Origin of the sequence: Microbacterium sp. MMO-10 (assembly GCF_037148715.1) — a bacterium.
In the GTDB taxonomy this organism is placed as follows: Bacteria; Actinomycetota; Actinomycetes; order Actinomycetales; family Microbacteriaceae; genus Microbacterium.
This window is the reverse complement of sequence record NZ_JBBCSV010000002.1, coordinates 438,437-458,457: the sequence shown is the minus strand read 5'-3', so window position 1 is coordinate 458,457 and position 20,021 is coordinate 438,437. Positions and strand designations below refer to the sequence as shown.

General features: G+C 70.2%; 22 protein-coding genes. 6 read left to right on the top strand and 16 right to left on the bottom strand.

Annotated elements, in window-relative coordinates; translation table 11 throughout:
- Positions 1-6: 6 nt before the first annotated feature.
- The 11 genes from miaB to WFJ17_RS06490 form a co-directional block, all read right to left on the bottom strand.
- The gene (gene miaB, locus WFJ17_RS06540; RefSeq protein WP_295032197.1) at positions 7-1,557 is read right to left on the bottom strand and encodes a tRNA (N6-isopentenyl adenosine(37)-C2)-methylthiotransferase MiaB; all 1,551 of its coding nucleotides are present in this window, start codon (positions 1,555-1,557) and stop codon (positions 7-9) included.
- 89 nt (positions 1,558-1,646) lie between these two features.
- A complete protein-coding gene (locus WFJ17_RS06535; protein ID WP_336647985.1) occupies positions 1,647-2,141 on the bottom strand; it encodes a regulatory protein RecX in 495 nt (164 codons plus the stop codon).
- A gap of 396 nt (positions 2,142-2,537) precedes the next feature.
- Entirely contained in the window at positions 2,538-3,587 is a 1,050-nt protein-coding gene (gene recA / locus WFJ17_RS06530; RefSeq protein WP_251444469.1) for a recombinase RecA, read from the bottom strand.
- Positions 3,588-3,856: 269 nt separating this feature from the next.
- Positions 3,857-4,081 (bottom strand): DUF3046 domain-containing protein, encoded by a 225-nt coding sequence (locus tag WFJ17_RS06525; RefSeq protein WP_251444471.1) that lies wholly within the window; start codon positions 4,079-4,081, stop codon positions 3,857-3,859.
- 4 nt (positions 4,082-4,085) lie between these two features.
- Complete coding sequence (locus tag WFJ17_RS06520) at positions 4,086-4,394, bottom strand: helix-turn-helix domain-containing protein (RefSeq protein ID WP_251444473.1); 309 nt, start codon at positions 4,392-4,394, stop codon at positions 4,086-4,088.
- Positions 4,395-4,535: 141 nt separating this feature from the next.
- Positions 4,536-5,072, bottom strand: coding sequence for a CinA family protein (locus WFJ17_RS06515; protein WP_336647984.1), 537 nt, complete (start codon positions 5,070-5,072; stop codon positions 4,536-4,538).
- A complete protein-coding gene (gene pgsA, locus WFJ17_RS06510; RefSeq protein WP_336647983.1) occupies positions 5,072-5,659 on the bottom strand; it encodes a CDP-diacylglycerol--glycerol-3-phosphate 3-phosphatidyltransferase in 588 nt (195 codons plus the stop codon). The genes WFJ17_RS06515 and pgsA overlap by 1 nt, the downstream gene beginning before the upstream one ends.
- The gene (locus WFJ17_RS06505; protein WP_251444479.1) at positions 5,659-8,460 is read right to left on the bottom strand and encodes a DNA translocase FtsK; all 2,802 of its coding nucleotides are present in this window, start codon (positions 8,458-8,460) and stop codon (positions 5,659-5,661) included. Before WFJ17_RS06505 ends, pgsA begins: the two co-directional genes overlap by 1 nt.
- Positions 8,461-8,577: 117 nt before the next feature.
- Entirely contained in the window at positions 8,578-10,254 is a 1,677-nt protein-coding gene (locus WFJ17_RS06500) for a ribonuclease J (protein ID WP_336647982.1), read from the bottom strand.
- 129 nt (positions 10,255-10,383) lie between these two features.
- Complete coding sequence (gene dapA / locus WFJ17_RS06495) at positions 10,384-11,361, bottom strand: 4-hydroxy-tetrahydrodipicolinate synthase (protein ID WP_045273778.1); 978 nt, start codon at positions 11,359-11,361, stop codon at positions 10,384-10,386.
- Between the two features lie 28 nt (positions 11,362-11,389).
- The gene (locus WFJ17_RS06490) at positions 11,390-11,809 is read right to left on the bottom strand and encodes an EF-Tu/IF-2/RF-3 family GTPase (RefSeq protein ID WP_336647981.1); all 420 of its coding nucleotides are present in this window, start codon (positions 11,807-11,809) and stop codon (positions 11,390-11,392) included.
- Positions 11,810-11,870: 61 nt separating this feature from the next.
- On the opposite strand from WFJ17_RS06490, the gene WFJ17_RS06485 reads away from it, so the two are divergent.
- Complete coding sequence (locus tag WFJ17_RS06485; RefSeq protein ID WP_292880782.1) at positions 11,871-12,410, top strand: NUDIX domain-containing protein; 540 nt, start codon at positions 11,871-11,873, stop codon at positions 12,408-12,410.
- A 162-nt stretch (positions 12,411-12,572) separates the two neighbouring features.
- Here WFJ17_RS06485 and WFJ17_RS06480 read toward each other — a convergent pair whose 3' ends face one another.
- From WFJ17_RS06480 to WFJ17_RS06465, 4 genes are all read right to left on the bottom strand, one after another.
- A complete protein-coding gene (locus WFJ17_RS06480) occupies positions 12,573-13,088 on the bottom strand; it encodes an endonuclease domain-containing protein (protein WP_336647980.1) in 516 nt (171 codons plus the stop codon).
- Positions 13,089-13,739: 651 nt separating this feature from the next.
- Complete coding sequence (locus tag WFJ17_RS06475; RefSeq protein ID WP_251444489.1) at positions 13,740-14,501, bottom strand: SDR family NAD(P)-dependent oxidoreductase; 762 nt, start codon at positions 14,499-14,501, stop codon at positions 13,740-13,742.
- A gap of 30 nt (positions 14,502-14,531) precedes the next feature.
- Positions 14,532-15,017: a dihydrofolate reductase gene (locus WFJ17_RS06470; RefSeq protein ID WP_308220693.1), complete on the bottom strand. Its 486-nt coding sequence runs from the start codon at positions 15,015-15,017 to the stop codon at positions 14,532-14,534.
- On the bottom strand, positions 15,014-15,823 hold the full coding sequence (locus WFJ17_RS06465; protein ID WP_336647979.1) for a thymidylate synthase: 810 nt from the start codon (positions 15,821-15,823) through the stop codon (positions 15,014-15,016). Before WFJ17_RS06465 ends, WFJ17_RS06470 begins: the two co-directional genes overlap by 4 nt.
- Positions 15,824-15,925: 102 nt before the next feature.
- Here WFJ17_RS06465 and WFJ17_RS06460 point away from each other — a divergent pair, with 102 nt between their 5' ends.
- From WFJ17_RS06460 to WFJ17_RS06450, 3 genes are all read left to right on the top strand, one after another.
- Positions 15,926-16,360 carry a thioredoxin family protein gene (locus WFJ17_RS06460; protein WP_336647978.1) on the top strand — a complete coding sequence of 145 codons (435 nt, stop codon included), beginning with the start codon at positions 15,926-15,928 and terminating at the stop codon, positions 16,358-16,360.
- Positions 16,357-16,947, top strand: coding sequence for a DUF4395 domain-containing protein (locus WFJ17_RS06455; RefSeq protein WP_251444494.1), 591 nt, complete (start codon positions 16,357-16,359; stop codon positions 16,945-16,947). The genes WFJ17_RS06460 and WFJ17_RS06455 overlap by 4 nt, the downstream gene beginning before the upstream one ends.
- 67 nt (positions 16,948-17,014) lie before the next feature.
- Entirely contained in the window at positions 17,015-17,440 is a 426-nt protein-coding gene (locus tag WFJ17_RS06450; RefSeq protein ID WP_251444497.1) for an OsmC family peroxiredoxin, read from the top strand.
- Between the two features lie 123 nt (positions 17,441-17,563).
- On the opposite strand, the gene WFJ17_RS06445 is transcribed toward WFJ17_RS06450, so the two are convergent.
- Positions 17,564-17,998: a hypothetical protein gene (locus tag WFJ17_RS06445; RefSeq protein ID WP_251444499.1), complete on the bottom strand. Its 435-nt coding sequence runs from the start codon at positions 17,996-17,998 to the stop codon at positions 17,564-17,566.
- Between the two features lie 157 nt (positions 17,999-18,155).
- On the opposite strand from WFJ17_RS06445, the gene WFJ17_RS06440 reads away from it, so the two are divergent.
- Both WFJ17_RS06440 and WFJ17_RS06435 read left to right on the top strand, forming a co-directional pair.
- Positions 18,156-19,160: an ATP-binding cassette domain-containing protein gene (locus WFJ17_RS06440; RefSeq protein ID WP_336647977.1), complete on the top strand. Its 1,005-nt coding sequence runs from the start codon at positions 18,156-18,158 to the stop codon at positions 19,158-19,160.
- Positions 19,157-19,987, top strand: coding sequence for an ABC transporter permease (locus tag WFJ17_RS06435; protein WP_336647976.1), 831 nt, complete (start codon positions 19,157-19,159; stop codon positions 19,985-19,987). Before WFJ17_RS06440 ends, WFJ17_RS06435 begins: the two co-directional genes overlap by 4 nt.
- Positions 19,988-20,021: the final 34 nt, after the last annotated feature.

Sequence of the window (20,021 nt, the reverse complement as noted above, 5' to 3'; positions counted from 1 at the left end):
GCGCGGTCACACGCCGGCGCGGAGCGTCGGCAGGCCCAGCGACACCGCGCGGGGCTTCCCGTCTGCCGCGGGAGCCGCCGGCACCGCGCACGACTCCGACTGCGCACGGTCCCAGGCATCGCCCCCGCGAGTGCGCCGGATCCGCAGCGGGGCGCCGTCCGGCGCGTCCGCGAGCAGGTGGAACGGGGCGGCGTGCGTGACGGTGACGGTGACGACATCGCCCGGGCGGGGGCGGTCCGATCCCTCCGGGAGCTCGAAGTGCACGAGCCGGTTGTCCTGGGCGCGCCCCGTGAGGCGGTGCGTCTCCGCGTCCTTCTTGCCCTCGCCGACGGAGACGAGCACCTCGACCTCGCGGCCGAGCTGCTTCTGGTTCTCCTCGAGCGAGATGCGCTCCTGGAGGGCGATCAGGCGGTCGTAGCGCGCCTGCACGATCTCCTTGGGGATCTGGTCCTCCATCGTCGCGGCAGGCGTTCCCTCGCGGATCGAGTACTGGAAGGTGAACGCGCTCGCGAAGCGCGCCTGCTCCACCACGCGCATCGTGTCCTCGAAGTCCTCCTCGGTCTCGCCGGGGAAGCCGACGATGATGTCGGTCGAGATCGCCGCGTTCGGGATCTTCGCGCGCACGCGATCGAGGATCCCGAGGAAGCGGTCGCTGCGGTAGGAGCGACGCATCGCGCGCAGGATCCGGTCGCTGCCGGACTGCAGCGGCATGTGCAGCTGCGGCATCACGTTCGGCGTCTCGGCCATGGCGTCGATGACGTCGTCGGTGAAGGCCGCCGGGTGCGGGCTGGTGAACCGGATCCGCTCCAGTCCTTCGATCTCGCCCGCCGCACGGAGCAGCTTGCCGAAAGCCTGCCGGTCGCCGAACTCGACACCGTAGGAGTTCACGTTCTGTCCGAGCAGCGTGACCTCGATCGCGCCGTCCTCGACGAGCAGACGGATCTCGTTCAGGATGTCGCCCGGGCGGCGGTCCTTCTCCTTGCCGCGCAGGCTCGGCACGATGCAGAAGGTGCAGGTGTTGTTGCAGCCGACGGAGATCGAGACCCACCCGCTGTGCGCCGAATCACGCCGCGTCGGCAGCGTGGAGGGGAACACCTCGAGGGACTCGAGGATCTCCAGCTCCGCCTCGCCGTTGTGACGGGCCCGCTCGAGCAGTCCCGGCAGCGAGCCCATGTTGTGGGTGCCGAAGACCACATCGACCCACGGCGCCTTGTCGAGCACCGCCTGCTTGTCCATCTGGGCGAGGCAGCCGCCGACGGCGATCTGCATGCCGTCGTGCTTGTCCTTGCGGCTCTTGAGGTGCCCCAGCGTGCCGTACAGCTTGCCCGCGGCGTTGTCGCGCACCGCGCACGTGTTGATGATGACGATGTCGGCCTCGTCGTCCGCGCCGGCACGCACGTAGCCCGCGCTCTCCAGCGAGCCGGACAGCCGCTCGGAGTCGTGCACGTTCATCTGGCAGCCGAAGGTGCGCACCTCGTAAGTGCGCGCGCGCCCGGCCTCATCGAGCGCCGCATCGGAGGGCGCGATGATCGTGGGCTCTGAGAGGGGAATGGTCATAGTGCCTGCCATTCTACTTTCGCCAGGCGGGAATCGGACCCGCGCCTCGTCCGGGCCGAAGCCGCTCCGGCCCGCCGGACGCCACGGCCTCACGTCTCCTCGAAACGCACCCTGCCCACACCGCCACCGCGCTGGGTCTCTCGCCACGCCGTGCGCGCCGCCGTCAGTGCGATGCTCCCGCCATACCCCCGGCGGGACAGCTGCCCCACGAGCCGGCGCACCGCCGTGTCCTCGTCGTATCGGCGCAGGCTGGAGACCTTCGTCCGGGCGTAGTCGAGTGCCCGCTCGGCATCGTCGTCGTCCAAGACGGCCAGAGCTTCGTCGCCGATCTCTCGCGGAATCCCTCGCTGGTTCAGGGTTCGCGCGATCGCGACACGTCCCTGCCCCTTCCGCTGCGACCCCGAGGTCACGAGGAGCTCGGCGAGCGACGCATCGTCGAGATAGCCCCGCCGCTCGAAGTCGGCGACGATGTCGTCCCGGAGGTCGGCCGGCACCCCCTCCTCGCGGAGCACCTCCCGTGCCTCCCGGCTCGAAAGCTGCTTGGAACGGAGCTTGCGCACGAGGACCTCGCTCGCGTCAACCACCGGATCCTCCGACGCGTCGTCTGATCCGGTGCTGTGCCCGCCGATCGCACGCAGACCGCGGCGCGCCGACGATGCCGGCGCTTCCGACGACGCGGCAGGGGTCTCAGCAGAGGCGAGCGCCACGGCGGCCGGGTGGCGTGGACCGGGTCCGCGCCGTACCGCCGCGGACTCATCAGCCCAGGTCGAGCGCCATTCGTCCGTCGTGGGACGGCCCGCGGGGCGCCCATCCGCGGCTCTGCCGTCAGCCGGCGCTCCCCCGCTCCTCGCACCGAAGAGCGGGATGACGGGGGCGAGGCGCTCGTCCTCGGACGGCGCCCCGCCCCTCTCATCGCTCACGGCTCACCCCGGTCGCCGAGCTCCGTCGAAGCACGGTCGCTGAGCCCCGTCGACGCATGATCAGGCCGGACGACGCTGAGCCAGCTCGTCGGCGGCCGCGGCGGGAGCCGACGCGCCGCCGATGCCGAGCTTCTGCTTGATCTGCGTCTCGATCGTCTCGGCGATGTCGGGGTTCTTCAGCAGGAAGTTGCGGGCGTTCTCCTTGCCCTGGCCGAGCTGGTCGCCGTCGTAGGTGTACCAGGCGCCCGACTTCTTCACGATGCCGTGATCGACGCCGAAGTCGATGAGGCTTCCCTCGCGAGAGATGCCCACACCGTAGAGGATGTCGAACTCGGCCTGCTTGAACGGCGGAGCCATCTTGTTCTTCACGACCTTGACGCGCGTACGGTTTCCGACCGCCTCCGCGCCGTCCTTGAGCGTCTCGATGCGGCGGATGTCGAGGCGCACCGAGGCGTAGAACTTGAGCGCCTTGCCTCCCGCGGTGGTCTCCGGCGAGCCGAAGAACACGCCGATCTTCTCGCGCAGCTGGTTGATGAAGATCATCGTGGTGTTGGTCTGGTTCAGCCCACCGGTGAGCTTGCGCAGCGCCTGCGACATCAGTCGCGCCTGAAGGCCCACGTGCGAGTCGCCCATCTCGCCCTCGATCTCCGCACGCGGCACCAGGGCCGCCACCGAGTCGATGACGATGAGGTCGATGGCTCCCGAGCGCACGAGCATGTCGGCGATCTCGAGCGCCTGCTCGCCGGTGTCGGGCTGGGAGACGAGCAGCGCGTCGATGTCGACGCCGAGCTTCTTGGCGTACTCGGGGTCGAGGGCGTGCTCCGCGTCCACGAACGCGGCGATGCCGCCGGCGCGCTGCGCGTTGGCGATCGCGTGCAGCGTGAGCGTCGTCTTACCCGAGGACTCCGGACCGTAGATCTCCACGATCCGTCCCCGCGGCAGTCCACCGACACCGAGCGCGACGTCGAGCGCGATGGAGCCGGTGGGGATCACGGCGACAGGAGCGCGCTCGTCGCTTCCCAGCCGCATGACCGAGCCCTTTCCGAACTGCTTGTCGATCTGGGCGAGTGCGGTCTCGAGGGACTTCTCGCGGTCTGCGGGAGAGGGCATGTCGTGCTCCTTCGTGCTCGTGAACTGCCGCCTGTAGGCTGTCGCGGCCGCCCCGGCTGGGGCGAGCTCTCCGACAAGGCGTATGACCTCGTGGTCATGTCGAACACGTTAGGAGGGGCCACCGACATCGAGCCGAAGGTCCCGGGAATCGTGCAGATGCCGATCACGAGATCATCTGTGCAGGACGATACGCCCACCTCGAACATGTCTTCGACGACACGCCGACGGAACAGCGAAACCGATCGAACACCGGACGAACCGGCGGTCGATCAACGACGCTTCGGCTCGAGCCGGCCCACGCCGTGCCGTCGAGAGTCGGGAACATCGGTCTCGGCGCACAGCGCCAGCCACACCTCGCGCGGGGGCACACCCGCTTCCATGGCCTGCACGGCGGTCCGTCCGCCGACGGCCGTCAGCACCAGATCAGCCACGAGCGCAGCACCACGCGTCCCGAACTCCGCGTCGACCGCGCGGAGGAACTCGCTTCTCCGCATCCGGTCAGCGCAGCGAGAGCTCGGACTCGACCGAGGCCACCAGGTCGTCCGGGACCACGTCCGGGATGACCTGCAGCCCCTCGAGCACGGCGATGCGATCACCGACCTCGCGCATGATCGTCGAGATGGGGACGTCGAGCGCTTCGGCGACCGAAGCGAGGATCTCGCTGGAGGCCTCCTTCTGCCCACGCTCGACCTCGCTGAGGTACCCGAGCGCGACGGATGCCTTTCCTGCGACCTGGCGGAGGGTGCGGCCCTTCTGCAGACGGAAGTCCCGCAGCACGTCGCCGATCTCCTGTCGTACGAGAATCATCGGGACCTCCTCTCCCCCATCGCCCCGGCGGAACCGCCGGATCGGATGGTCAGTCTAACCCGACCTGACATGTTCGACACTACTGTTTCGTCCTGTGCATTGAATGTGAGCACACTCGACTCAACTTCATCCAGAAGCACTCTATTCCCGCTGCGGGACGCCGGGCGCGCCCTGGCCGGATCCGTCGTCCGTCACCGTCTCGAGAAGCAGTTCGAGCGCCGCCTCCACGGTCGCCGCCCGGATCGCGGCGCGGTCGCCCGCGAACAGGAACCGACGGCTCAGCACGCGCTCCCCCACGCTCACGCCGATGTGCACGGTGCCGACGGGCTGCCCGCCCTGCGCCGTGGGTCCGGCGACTCCCGTGGTGGCGAGACCGGCGTCCGCCGGCCGCCCGTCGACAGCGAGGGCCGCACGCGCCCCGATCGCCATCTGCCGGGCCACGTCCGGATCGACGGGCCCGCGGGCTTCGAGCAGCTCCGGATCGACGCCGAGCAGCGAGGACTTGACCGGCGTGGCGTAGGCGACCACCGCACCGTTGAGCACGTCGGACGCGCCGGGAACGGCGACGATCGCGGCGCACAGCGCCCCACCGGTGAGCGATTCCGCGACCGCCAGGGTCATGCCCCGCTCCCGCAGCGCGTCCAGTACGACCGCGGCCCGGGGCGCGACGTCGTCCATCAGACGCCGGTCTCGCGATCAGTCCGAGAACCGCGCACCTGAGCGACGACGTAGTCGATGCCGCTGAGGATCGTCAGGATCAGCGCGGCGATCATCAGTACCGTCGTCATGATCGTCCACGCCGGAAGACCGATCCACGCCTGCAGCGGCAGCAGCGCCCAGGACAGGGCGATTCCCTGCACGGTCGTCTTGATCTTGCCCATCCAGGCCGCCGCGACGACATGCTCCTTGACGATCGTGAAGCGGTGGATCGTGATCCCCCACTCCCGGATCAGGATGATCAGCACCAGCCACCACCACACCTCGCCGAGGATGGCGAGGCCGATGAACCCGGCTCCGGTGAGCAGCTTGTCGGCGATCGGATCCCAGAGCTTGCCGAAGTCGCTGACCAGGTCGTACCTGCGGGCGAGATAGCCGTCGACCCAGTCGGTCGAGATCGCGAGGATGAACAGACCGGCGGCCACCCAGCGCAACACCGGCTGGCTCGCCCCGTACGTGCCGCCGAGCAGGAGCAGCACGAAGAAGACGACGGCGAGCGGGATCCGGGCGACCGTGATCGCGTTCGGCAGCTGACGCGGGATCGCCATCAGTCGCGCCCCGTCAGGCCCCAGGCGTCCTCATCAGACTCCGCCTCGACCTCCGGGAGACCGCGGTACTGCGCCTCCAGCGGATCCTCGCCGTAGCGGTCGAAGCCGGGCCCCGACGACGCGGGGACCGGGTCCGCCGGACGCGGGGGCAGCGCCGCTGCGGGCGCGGCAGCAGGGACGGGAGCGGCCGGCGCGGGTGCGGCGGGTGCGTCGTCTCCCCGCAGCCGCGCCAGCACACCGGGCAGCTGCTCGGGGGTCACCAGCACGTCACGGGCCTTGGATCCCTCGGACGGGCCGACGATCTCCCGCGACTCGAGGAGGTCCATGAGGCGCCCCGCCTTGGCGAACCCGACCCGCAGCTTCCGCTGGAGCATCGAGGTAGACCCGAACTGCGACGACACGATGAGCTCGGCAGCGGCGAGCAGGAGCTCGAGGTCGTCGCCGATGTCCTCGTCGACCTCCTTCTTCTTGCCCTCGACCGCCTCGGCCACGTCCGGACGGTACTCCGGGCGTGCCTGGCCGGTGACGTGCTTGACGACCGCGTCGATCTCGCTCTCATCGACCCAGGCACCCTGCAGGCGGAAGGGCTTGGAGGATCCCATCGGGGAGAAGAGCGCGTCGCCCTGTCCGATCAGCTTGTCGGCTCCCGGGCTGTCCAGGATGACGCGGCTGTCGGTGACGCTCGTCACCGCGAACGCGAGACGGGACGGCACGTTGGCCTTGATCAGGCCCGTGACGACGTCGACGCTGGGTCGCTGGGTCGCGAGCACCAGGTGGATGCCGCTCGCCCGGGCGAGCTGGGTGATGCGCACGATCGAGTCCTCGACGTCGCGCGGGGCGACCATCATGAGGTCGGCGAGCTCGTCGACCACCACGAGAAGGTACGGGTAGGGCTTGAGCACGCGCTCGCTGCCCGGCGGGACCTCGACCTCGCCGGCGCGCACCGCGCGGTTGAAGTCGTCGATGTGGCGGAACCCGAACGACGCGAGGTCGTCGTACCGCATGTCCATCTCCTTCACGACCCACTGCAGCGCCTCGGCGGCCTTCTTCGGGTTCGTGATGATGGGCGTGATGAGGTGCGGGACGCCCGCATAGCTCGTGAGCTCGACGCGCTTCGGGTCGATGAGCACCATGCGCACGTCGGCCGGCCGCGCCCGCATGAGCAGGCTGGTGATCATCGAGTTCACGAAGCTCGATTTTCCGGATCCGGTGGATCCGGCCACGAGCAGGTGGGGCATCTTGGCGAGGTTCGCGACGACGAAGTTGCCGCCGACGTCCTTGCCGACGCCGATCGTCAGGGGGTGCGTGCTCTTCTGGGCGGCCGCGGAGCGCAGCACGTCACCGAGGGCCACGGTCTCGCGGTCGGCGTTGGGGATCTCGATGCCGATCGCGCTCTTGCCCGGGATGGGCGAGAGGATGCGGACATCGTTGGACGCGACGGCATAGGCGAAGTTGTTGCTCAGCTGCAGGATCTTCTCGACCTTGACGCCGTGCCCGACCTCGACCTCGTACTGCGTCACCGTCGGACCGCGCGAGAAGCCGGTGACCTTCGCATCGACGTTGAACTGCGTGAGCACGTTGGTGATCTGCTCGACGACGCGGTCGTTCGCCTCGGAGCGGGCCACCGACGGCGGACCCGCCTTGAGCGCCCCCGGCGACGGGAGGATGTACGGCGCCAGCGGGGCCTGCAGACCGTGATCCCCGGGTCCGTCCGTGCCGAAGCCGTCGAAGCCCGCCAGCTCGAGTTCACCGGTGTCCCCGTCGTCGAGCAGGGCCGTGCTCTGCTGCTCCGCGAGGGAGTCGGCGACGGCGCGCACGTCGGTGAGCACCTCGGTCGCGGCGTCGTACGGGTCGTCGTCCTTGATGACCGCCTGGTCATAGGCCGTCGCCTGGGCGACGGTGGGGGTGTCGTCCTGAGCCGTGAGCAGCTCGGTGAGATCCTGCGACCCGGCTCCGCCGTCCGGATCCTCTTCACGCCCCGTCTTGTTCCGCCGCCACCAGGGCAGCACGTCGGGGTCGTCGACCTTCTCCGCCTCGTCGACGACGGCGTCCTCGGCCGGTGCCGCCTTCGGCGCGCGCTCCGCGTCGAACATCCAGGCGTACAGGTCGCCGAGCCGCTGTCCGATCCGGTTCGGCGGGGTCTTGGTGAGGATCAGCACACTGAGCGCGGCCAGCAGCGACAGCACGATGTAGGCGGGGATCGTCGTCAGGTAGCTGAGCGGCTGCCCCAGGAGCCAGCCGAACAATCCCCCGGCGGCGCTCAGCGAGACCATGCCCTGGCGCGGCTGCGGCATGCCGCCGGCGATGTGGCAGAAGCCCGCGAGGGCCACGACGAACAGGCCGAAGCCGATCCCGATCCGTCCGTTGTCGTGCACGGACGACGGGTGGCGGAACAGCCAGCCGGCGAGCAGGAGAAGCAGCACGGGCATGATGAAGGCGGCGCGCCCGATCAGCGCCCCCACCGAGTAGGCGCTGATGTTGGACGCGACGGCGCTGCCGATGAAGAACCACTCGTTGACGGCTCCGGCGACGGCGAGGAGCACGAGCAGGAACGGGAACCCGTCCCGGCGCTGGTCCTTCTCCAGGGTCTCCAGCCCGAAGGCGCGGAACAGACCCCCGACGCCGTGCGCGAGCCCGGTCCAGGCGCGCACCGCCACCGGCGGCTTGTCCGGCTCGTCGACGTACTTCCTCGGGGCGGGCGCCGCCTTGGCCTGGGCACGCGGCTTCGCCCCGGACGTGGAGCGACTGCGCGTCGAGGGCTTGTCGGCCGCGCTCTTGGTCGCAGAGGAACTCCTGGGCATGCTTCCACGCTAGGCCCGCGGACCGACATCGGCCCGCAATGACGCGGCATTCCGCGGGATTGCGGGCCTACGGCCGCACCAGAGCCGCACAGACCCTGCGTGAGGGCCGGCGCTCGATCAGGCCTCGATGACGAGCGGCACGATCATGGGCCGGCGACGCAGCTTCTGGTTCACCCAGCGCCCGATCGTGCGCCGCACGATCTGCGACAGCGCGTGGTTGTCCCGCACGCCGTTGCCCGCCGCCTCCTTGAGGGCCGCGACGATCTTCGGGGCGACGTCGTCGAAGACCGAGTCGTCCTCCGCCACACCCCGGGCGTGGATCTCCGGACCCGAGATGATCCGCCCGGTCGTGGAGTCGACCACGACGATGACGGACACGAAGCCCTCCTCGCCGAGGATCCGCCGGTCCTTCAGATCCGCGTCGGTGATCTCGCCGACGGTGGAGCCGTCCACGTACACGAAGCCGATGTCGAGCTGTCCGGCGACGCGCGCGACGCCGTCCTTGAGGTCGATCACGGTTCCGTTGAATCCGACGATGGTGCGCTCGGCGTCGATGCCGGTGTCCTGCGCGAGCTTGGCGTTCGCGATCAGATGACGGTACTCGCCGTGCACGGGGAGCACGTTCTTCGGCTTCAGGATGTTGTAGCAGTAGATCAGCTCGCCGGCTGCGGCGTGGCCCGAGACGTGCACGCGGGCGTTGGCCTTGTGCACGACGTTCGCGCCGAGCTTGGTCAGGCCGTCGATGACGCGGTAGACGGCGTTCTCGTTGCCGGGGATGAGGCTCGAGGCGAGGATCACCGTGTCGCCGGGGCCCGGCTCGATCGCGTGATCGAGGTTGGCCATGCGGCTGAGCACCGCCATCGGCTCGCCCTGCGACCCCGTCGACATGTAGACGATCTGATCGTCGGGCAGGTCGCGCGCCTTCTTGTAGTCGATGAGCACGCCGTCGGGCACCTTGAGGTAGCCGAGCTGCTCCGCGATCGTCATGTTGCGCACCATCGAGCGCCCGAGGAAGGCCACCCGGCGGCCGTGCGCGTGCGCGGCGTCGATGACCTGCTGCACGCGGTGCACGTGGCTGGAGAAGCTCGCGACGATCACGCGGCGCGGAGCCTTGCCGATCACCTGGTCCAGCACCGGACCGATCGAGCGCTCCGTGGGCGTGAAGCCCGGCACGTCGGCGTTCGTGGAGTCGACGAGGAACAGATCCACGCCCTCCTCGCCCAGACGCGCGAAAGCCCGCAGATCCGTGATGCGGCCGTCCAGCGGCAGCTGGTCCATCTTGAAGTCGCCGGTGGCGAGCACCATTCCTGCCGGCGTGCGGATCGCGACGGCGAGCGCGTCGGGGATGGAGTGGTTGACCGCCACGAACTCGAGGTCGAACGGCCCGACCTGCTCGCGCTGGCCCTCCTTCACCGTGAGGGTGAAGGGCTTGATGCGGTGCTCCTTGAGCTTCGCCTCGACGAGGGCGAGGGTGAGCCCGGACCCGATCAGGGGGATGTCGGCCTTGAGACGCAGCAGGTAGGGGACGGCGCCGATGTGGTCCTCGTGACCGTGGGTGAGCACGACCCCGACGATGTCGTCCAGGCGGTCCTTGATCGGCTCGAAGTCGGGCAGGATCAGGTCGACGCCCGGCTGGTGCTCCTCGGGGAAGAGCACGCCGCAGTCGACCACGAGGATCTTGCCGTCGTACTCGAAGATCGTCATGTTGCGGCCGACCTCCCCGAGTCCGCCCAGGGGCGTGACGCGGAGCGTGCCGGGTGCGAGCGTCTCGGGCTCGGCGAGGGGAATGGTCATGTGGTGCCTCCTAGGCGGGGCGCGCGGCGCGCCCGATGTTCGTGGTCCCCCCGCCGAATAGGAGCGGATCCGAGTGCGCGTTCCGCGCGGATCCGTCCTGTCCGGGCCCGATGCCCGTCGGCCACGCCCTCATCGGGTCGTGCCGTGCACCTTGGGGAGGGCGCCGCCGGCGGCGGCATTGCGGTCGGGGCGGAAGTCGGAGAAGTCCGCGCCCGGGATGTCCTTGACGAGCGCGAGCTCGTCCTCGATGAGAGCGGCCTCCCACTCCTCCGGCCCCACGAGGGGCAGGCGGACGCGGGGGCTCGTGATGCGGCCGAGGCCGTGCAGGATGTACTTCGCCGACACCGTGCCGGGCACGTGCGTCATCGCGGCGCGCACGAGCGGCTCCAGGCGCTTGTGCTCGGCGGTGGCCGCGGCGAGATCGCCCCGGTTCACCGCGTCGACGATCGCGCGGTACGGCGCCGAGGTGATGTTCGCCGTCACGCCGATGAGGCCGGTCGCGCCGATCGACAGGTGCGGGAGCACGTTCGAGTCGTCGCCGGAGAAGTACATGAGGTCGGTCTGGTTGAGCACACGGCTGACCTCGGAGAAGTCGCCCTTGGCGTCCTTCACGGCGAGGATGTTGGGGTGCTTGGCGAGGCGCAGGATCGTCTCGTACTTGATCGGCACACCCGTGCGCCCGGGGATGTCGTAGAGGATCACCGGCAGATCGGTCGCGTCCGCGACGAGGCGGAAGTGGGTCAGGATGCCGGCCTGGGTGGGCTTGTTGTAGTACGGCGTGACGATCATGATGCCGTCCGCGCCGGCCTTCTCGCTGGCCTTGTAGAGCTCGATCGCGTGCGCGGTCTCGTTGGAGCCGCCGCCCGTGATGATCTTCGCGCGCCCGGCGGCGACGTCCTTGCCGACCTCCACCAGGCGCAGCTTCTCCGCGTCGGTGAGGGTCGAGGTCTCCCCCGTGGTACCGGTGACGACGATGCCGTCGGCACCGTCCGAGATGACGCGGTCGATGTGCTTCTCGACGGAAGGCCAGTCGACCTCGCCGTCGGCCGTCATCGGGGTGATGAGGGCGACGAGCACCTGTCCGAAGGGATTGCCCGTGTGCGTCATGCCTCCAGCGTATCTGCTCGGGGCGGCCTCACGCTGTCGGCGTCACCCGGATGACGTCTCCACGGGCGAGGTCGACGCTCGGCTTGAGGAGCAGTCCGGCGGCGACGCCCACCGGCGCCTCATCGGCCTTCTTCCGGAACATCTCGATCCCGGTGATGGTGCTGGCGCCCGTCTGCGCGGATCCGCGGAGGACCACCACCCGGTCGCCCGTGCGCATCGCGCCCGTCGTGGTCCTGCCTGTGGCGACCTGCCCGCGCCCCGTGATCGTGAAGACGTCCTCCACGACGAACTCGGAGCCCCCGCCGGTCGAGACCGTGCTCGCGACCGAGGCGATTCCCGCGCTCGGAGCGATCCCGGCCGCGGCGAGGCGCTCGGCCTCCTGCGCGTTGTACCGCCGGAGCATCTCGTTCGCGTCCAGCGGATCCTTCTTCTTCCCGAACCAGCCCATGCTCCGAGCCTAGGCGCGCTCGCGGTCCTGGACGCCCGGGCACGGCGGCTAGGCTCCCGCCATGGCCTGGCACACGCGGGAATCGCGCATCGTCTACGACAATCGCTGGATCTCCGTCCGCGAGGATCAGGTCTCGGGACCCGCGGGCGACGGGATCTACGGGGTCGTCGCGCTGAAGAATCCGGCCGTCTTCGTCGTCGCCCTCGACACGGAGGACCGGGTGTGCCTGGTCACGATCGACCGCTACACGACCGGACGCTCGATCGAGGTGCCCGCCGGGGGCACCGACGGCGAGGATCCGCTCGTCGCCGCACGCCGCGAACTGCTCGAGGAGACCGGACTCGAAGCGGACGAGTGGACGCCGATCGGCACGATGAACGCCCTCAACGGGGTGACCGTCGCGCCGGAGCACGTCTTCCTCGCCCGGGGCCTGCGCCAGGCCGAGGACAGCACGCTCACGCAGGCCGAAGAGGGCATCGACGAACTGGCGTGGGTGCCGTTCGCCGAGGCGCTCGCGATGGTGGCCGATGGACGCATCCGCGACGGCGAGACGATCGCCGCCCTCGCGTACGCGGGGATCCGTCTCGGCCGCTTCGCCTGAGCCGGGTGCAGGCCGCCACGCCGATGCGGGCCGCTGTGCAGGCGGCACGGGTGCCGCGCCGCGGACGCCGATGTGCAGGGCGGGTGGGGCGTTCTGCAGGGACGCCGCGTCGCGCTCCGCTGACGCCCCGCGGAATCTCGCCCGGGAGATCCACCGATCTGCTCAACGACCCTGCGCAACGACGGAGGCTCCCTGCACAACGGCCCCGAGCGCGGCGAGCCGCCCCTCGATGGCCGCGAGAACGGTCGGCCAGTCATGCACGATCATCGCGTAGTCGAACCGCAGGGTCTCATACCCCTGAGCGGCAGCCCTGGCGTCGCGCATCAGGTCCTTGTGCCGGTGTGACGCGCCATCGTGGTTGAGACGCCCGTCGACTTCGAGGATGATACGGCCGCCGAGCACGAAGTCGACACGACCGACACCGTCGATCTGCACCTGGGCCGCCAGGGTGATTCCGCAGCGTCGCAGGCCCAGCTTCAGCAGAGATTCCAATCCGCTCTCCGAACGGTCGTCAGCGAGGTCGAGGAGCTCGTGGAAGCGCGTCGGAAGACTCTCGCGCAGGCGTTGCACGCCGGCCAAGCCGATCAGGCCGAGATGCAGCGACGACTCGACAGCGACGAAGAACGCCTCGGGCGAGGCGCAGCACGCGAACTGCATCAGTGCGAGGAGCACATCCACGAAGCCGAACCCAACGCCGCGCTCCCCCGTCTCGTGATGCGTCCGGCACCGGCAAGCGGCATGTCGGTGCTGTCGACCGGATGGACCGATCCAGACGTGGGGTCGAGAGGACGGCGCCGCACTCCCCTCCTCGGCATCGTCCAGGATCCACACTCCCGCTGCCGGAGCGCCCCCGCACAGCCGACTTCACCTCCGTGCCTGGCCGCAGTCAGCACGTCCGCATCGACGTGCGCGAGTGCGTAGACGCCCTTGCGCACGAGGATGACCCCGCCGTCGGCGATCGCCCGGGCGATCGCCGCCCGGCGGATCCCGTGGCTCTCGAGCTGTGCGCGGCGCGCCACGCCGCCGTACCCGGCCAGAACTCGTTCGATCGACACCCGCTCGATGATGCCCGCCTGCACAGGCGCGCCGGTTGCCGATCACGCGATCGGTGGACAACTCGTCCGGAGGCCGATCTGTGGAGGACGAATGGAGGGACGGCGAGCAAGCCGTTGTGCAGGGAGGGTAGGTCAATGTGCAGGGTCTGGGGCCGCCCACCGTCGCCCTTTCCGCAGAAAGACGCGGCGTTGGTGGGCGGTTCGGGCTCACGGCCCTGCAGAACACGGAAGCTCCCTGCAGAACGGCCCGGATCCGCGCGCGAGGTTCGGCGGACTACATGCGGCCGCGGCGGGCGATGCGCGTCGTGAGCGAACGCGGGACCAGTCGCGAACCGAGGATGACCGCCTTGTAGCGCAGCGACGGGATCACGACGGATCTGCCCTGCGCGGCGGCGCGCAGTCCCTGGCGGACGACGAAGGGGGCATCCAGCCAGAGGAACCGCGGCACCCCTTCCTGTCCGGCGCCGAGGCCCATCCGGGAGTGGAAGGTCGTGTGCACGAACCCGGGGCAGAGCGCGGTGACCGTGACGCCGTCGCGCGCGTACTCGCCGTTCGCCCAGCGACTGAATCCGATGAGCCACGCCTTGCACGCGGAGTACGTCGACCGCGAGATGAATCCGGCCACCGAGGCGACGTTGATGATCCGTCCGCCGCGGCCGCGCATGACCCCCAGGGCCGCGTGCATGAGCCGCATCGGCGCCTCGACGTGGACGCGCAGGTGCCGCACCTCGTCCGCGATGTCGTTGTCGGCGAAGTGCAGCGGCAGCCCGAACCCTGCGTTGTTCACGAGCAGGTCGATCGGGCGTGCCGCGTCGGCGATCCGCTGCGCCACGCGATCGACGTCCGACTCCTCGGCGAGGTCGGCGAGGAACACCTCGACGGCGACGCCATGGCTCGCGCGCAGCTCGGCGGCGAGCGCCTGCAGCGCGTCATCCGACCGGGCGACCAGCACGAGGTCCGCACCGCGGTCGGCGAGCTGACGGGCGAACTCGGCACCGAGTCCTGCGCTGGCGCCGGTGATGAGGGCGACGGGCATACGGGTCCTCCTGTCGGAACGGGGATGCGGTCAGCGCTGGTAGCCGAGGAAACGGAAGCGGATCCCGGTCCGGCTGGTCTGCCACTCCCCCTCCGAGACGAGGCGGAACCCCTCGCGCGACGGAGCGAAGGCGTCGCCGGGCACATCGAGGTCGAGCTCGGTCACCTCGAGACGGTCGGCATGGCCGATCACCTCGCGGAAGATCTCGCCGCCCCCGATCACCCAGGCCTCGTCGAGACCGGCGAGGCCGTCGGCGACCGATCCTGCGGTGCGCGCGCCGTCGGAGCGCCATCCCGTCTGCCGCGTGATGACGACGTTCTCGCGTCCCGGTAGCGGACGGAACCGCTCGGGAAGGGACTCCCAGGTGCGCCGACCCATGACCACGGGGGCTCCGAGGGTGACCTCCTTGAAGTGGGCGAGGTCCTCCGGCACGTGCCAGGGCATGGTGCCGCCGGCGCCGATCACGCCGTCCTCCGCCTCCGCCCAGATCAGCCCGATGCGCGTTCCGGCGATCACACCGCCACCGCCGCCCGGATCGCCGGGTGGTGCTGGTAGTCCTCGACGGAGAAGTCCTCGTACGCGTAGTCGAAGATCGAGTCCGGCTTCCGGGTGATCCGCAGCGTCGGGTACGGGTAGGGGTCCCGGGTGAGCTGCTCGCGCACCTGCTCGAGGTGGTTGTCGTAGATGTGGCAGTCGCCGCCGGTCCACACGAAGTCGCCCGGCTCGAGGCCGGTCTGCTGCGCCACCATGAGGGTGAGCAGCGCGTAGGAGGCGATGTTGAACGGCACGCCGAGGAAGAGATCGGCGCTGCGCTGGTAGAGCTGGCAGGACAGCTTGCCGTCGGCCACGTAGAACTGGAACAGGGCGTGGCAGGGGGCGAGCGCCATGTCGGGGATGTCCGCCGGGTTCCAGGCCGAGACGATGATGCGGCGCGAATCCGGCGAGTTCCGGATCTGGTCGATCACCTGCTGCAGCTGGTCGATGTGCCCGCCGTCGGGCGTCGGCCAGGAACGCCACTGCACTCCGTACACCGGTCCGAGGTCGCCGACGGCGTTGGCCCACTCGTCCCAGATGGTGACGCCGTGCTCCTGCAGCCAGCGCACGTTCGAGTCGCCGCGCAGGAACCAGAGCAGCTCGTACGCGATCGACTTGAAGTGCACGCGCTTGGTGGTGATCAGCGGGAAGCCCTGTGAGAGATCGAAGCGGATCTGGCGCCCGAACACGCTGGTCGTTCCCGTGCCGGTGCGATCGTCCTTGTGCGTGCCCGTGGCCAGCACGTCGCGGAGCAGGTCTTCGTACGGCGTGGGGATCGTGGCGCTCATGGCTTTCAGCGTACCGGCGGGCGAGCGGCGGCGGGCGGGAGCACGCTGACTCGAACCGTCATATCCGCCCCTGCCCTGCCGACTCGGACGTAGCCTCGGAGCATGCCCCTGCCGATCGCCCTCCTCATCGGCGCCGCGCTGCTCGCGGCGACCGTCGTGGCCGGTCTGCTCCTGCGCCGGCGGGACGGCCGGGCCGTGGTCGTGCACGGCGACCGGCACGTGGATCCCGCCGACCTCATGCGACCGCTCGGGTCCCAGGCGACGCTGGTGCAGTTCAGCACCGAGTTCTGCGCACGCTGCCCGCAGGTGCGGCGCATGCTCGGCTCCGTCGCCGACGAGCGCGCCGGCGTCGTGCTGGCGGAGGTCGACCTCACCTCGCGCTCCGACCTCGCCGCGCGATACAAGGTGCTCTCGACGCCGACCACGCTCGTCGTCGATCCGGAGGGCAGGATCCGCTCCCGTTTCACCGGCGTGCCCGCGCGGGCCGACGTGCTCGCCGCGCTCGCCGCCACGACTCCTCAGGAGGCCCGTCCATGACCGCTCCCGCCGGCATCGATCCCCGCGGCCCGCGCTTCGCCGCGTGGATCACCTCCGCCCTGCTCCTCGTCGCGACCGTGCTGGGACTCGTCGCAGGATCGCCACCTGCCACGATCTCCTTCGGCTGGTTCGCGTATCAGCCGCTCGCGGACGCCACCTACGCCTCCGGTGACTTCGCTTTCATCGCCGGCCGCCCGTTCTGGCTTCAGATCCTGCTGCTGCGCGCCGCCCAGCCGGCGTTCCTGCTCACCCTCGTGATCGCGCTGCTCTTCCTCTGGGGCGTGCTCTCGCCGCGCACCCAGCCGTGGAGCCTGCTGTTCCGCACACTCGTCCGCCCGCGCCTGGATCCTCCGGCCGAGCTGGAGGACCCGCGCCCGCCGCGCTTCGCCCAGGGCGTGGGCCTGTTCGTCGTGACGGTCGGGCTGCTGCTGCATCTGCTCGGCGTGCCGTGGGCGCTGCCCATCGCCACCGCGATGGCGTTCGTGGCTGCCTTCCTGAACGCGGCCTTCGGCCTCTGCCTGGGCTGCCAGCTCTACCTGCTGCTCCAGCGCGCGGGCATCCTGGGCCGGGCGCCGCGACTTCCCTGAGAAGTACGGATCCCTCCGGGCCCGGTCGATAGGCTGGCAGCCTCACCCATTCCGATCGGAGGATCCCATGTCCGTCACGAGCGAAGCCGCTGCCACCTGGACCGGAAGTCTCATCGAAGGCGAGGGATCCGTCTCCTTCTCCTCCTCGCACCTGGGCACGTTCCCCCTGAACTGGAAGGCCCGTTCCGAGGGGTCCGAGACCACGACCACTCCCGAGGAGCTCATCGCCGCCGCGCACTCCTCCTGCTTCAGCATGGCGCTCTCGCACGCGCTGGCCGGAAACGGCACCCCCGCGGAGCGGGTCGACACGACCGCGTCCGTCACGTTCAAGCCCGGCGTCGGCATCACCGGCAGCCACCTCAACGTGAACGCGACGGTCCCCGGCCTCGACGCCGAGACCTTCCAGCGCCTCGCTCAGGAGGCGAAGGTGGGCTGCCCCGTCTCCGCCGCGCTGTCGGGCATCGAGATCACGCTCGAGGCGACCCTGGCCTGAACGCCTCGCGAACCTCGAAGGGCCGTGCCTCCTCGGAGGCGCGGCCCTTTCGCATCAGAGACCGGTCCTGCGCCGCGGTCCGCGAGACCGGTGGCCCGCCGTCGCCCGAAGACGGCGGAGCACCTACTTCGCGAGTCGGATCGCGGCGCGGATCGCGGCGCGCGCATCCTTCCGCCGACCGGCCGCATCCTGGACCACGCCCAGGCGGTACTGCGCGCGCCAGTCCTCCGGGCCCGCCTCGGCGGCTGCGCCGTACTCCGCCAGGAGACGGTCGGCGTCCTCGGGCAGCAGGCGCCCGTTCGAGCGCAGGTGCTCCGGCGCCTCCGGCATCCCGCCCTCGTCGTTCAGCGTGCGGCCGAGGCGGTCGGCCGCGAGGCCGAACTGCAGCTCGCGCACCAGCGCCCATGCTCCGATCAGCGGCATCACGAGCAGGGCTGCGCCCATGGTGATCCCGAGCGCCTGCCCCGACCCGAGCAGCACCACCGCGCGCCAGCCGACGAGTGCGATGTACAGCACGAGGAGCGCGGCCATGACGGCGACGCCGATCCGGGATCCCATCCCTCCATCCTAGGTCGGCGCGCCGTCGCGTCCGGCGCCGGCGACAGGCCCGCTCCCGGGGGGGCCGACGCTCGACGGCACCGCCGCGGACAGCGCCGGACAGCGTACGACAGCGACACGACAGCGGTCCGAAAGCGGCGGGCCGGATGCTCGGAACATGACGAACTCCACCACCGACTGGGCCCTCGAGGCCGACGGACTCGTGAAGGTGTTCGGTGCGAACCGCGCGGTCGACGGCGTCGACCTGCAGGTGCGCACCGGCGCCGTCTACGGCGTCCTCGGCCCGAACGGCGCCGGCAAGACGACCACCATCAACATGCTCGCGACGCTGCTGCGTCCGGACGGCGGCACCGGCCGCGTGTTCGGGCACGACGTCGTCCGAGAGCCGCACGTCGTGCGGCAGCTCATCGGCGTCACCGGGCAGTTCGCCTCGGTCGACGAGACGCTCTCCGCGACCGAGAACCTCATGATCTTCTCCCGTCTGCTGGGTCTGAGCCGCAGCGAGGCGAAGGCGAAGTCCGCGGATCTCCTCGATCGGTTCGGGTTGTCCGAGGCGGCGAAGCGTCCGCTGCAGAACTTCTCCGGCGGCATGCGGCGGCGCCTCGACCTCGCCGCCTCGCTCCTCGCGCAGCCGCCGCTGATCTTCCTCGATGAGCCGACCACCGGCCTCGATCCGCGCACGCGCGGGCAGATGTGGGACACGATCCGCGAGCTCGTGAGCACCGGATCCACCGTGCTGCTGACGACGCAGTACCTCGACGAGGCCGACCAGCTCGCCGACCGCATCGCCGTGATCGACCGGGGCAAGGTCGTGGCCGAGGGCACCCCGGACGACCTGAAGGCCTCCGTCGGCACCTCCTCGCTGCAGCTCCGCGTCCGCGACGCCGCCGACACGGCCGACGCGCTGCGCGCGATCGAGCAGACCCTCGGCGTCCGCGGCGTCCTCTCGCCCGAGGCGTCCCGCATCACCGCTCCGATGGCCGACCCCGACCGGATCGCCGATCTGCTGATCACGTTCCGCGAGGCCGGGATCGGTCTCGCGGAGGTGAGCGTGCAGAAGCCCACCCTCGACGAGGTGTTCCTCACCATCACCGGCCACCCGGCCGAGGAGGAGCCCGCCGGGGATCCCACCGCCGCACAGATCCAGGAGGTCCGCGCATGAGCACTCTCGCCCCTGTCGCCGGTCGTATCGTCCCCGCTTCCGAGCGCCGGCCGGACCCGCGCCCGAGCCTGTCCCTGACGCTGCGCAACACCGTCACCATGGCGGCCCGCGGCCTCATCAAGATCCGCAGGACCCCGGAGCAGCTGGTCGACGTGACCCTGCAGCCGATCCTGTTCACCCTGATGTTCACCTACATCTTCGGTGGAGCGATCTCCGGCGACGTCACGAACTACCTGCCCGTGATCATCCCCGGGATCCTCGTGCAGACCGTGATCACGACCTCGGTCGTGACCGGCGTGCAGCTGCGCGAGGACATGGACAAGGGCGTGTTCGACCGCTTCCGCTCGCTGCCGATCGCGCGTATCGCGCCGCTGTCCGGGGCGCTGCTGGCCGACACGATCCGTTACGGCATCGCCACCGTGCTGACGTTCACGATGGGTTTCATCATGGGCTTCCGTCCGGCGGGCGGTCTCGGCGCTGTCGTCGCCGCCGGCCTGCTGGTGATCGCGTGCTCCTGGGCGATCAGCTGGATCTTCGCCTTCGCCGGCGTCATCGCCCGGACCGCGTCGAGCGTGCAGGGCATCTCGATGCTCATCCTGTTCCCGCTCACGTTCCTCTCCAACGCGTTCGTCCCGGTCGACACGATGCCGAGCTGGCTGCAGTGGTTCGTGAACGTCAACCCGGTCTCGCATCTCGTGACCGCCGTGCGCGATCTGGTCAACACGGGCGCGTTCGGTGCCGACGCCTGGGTGTCACTCCTCGGCGCCGTGGTGATCGTCGCGATCTTCGCGCCGCTCACCGTGCGGGCGTACATGCGCAAGGCCTGAACAGGGCTCGTCATGGGGCGTCCTCCTCTCGGAG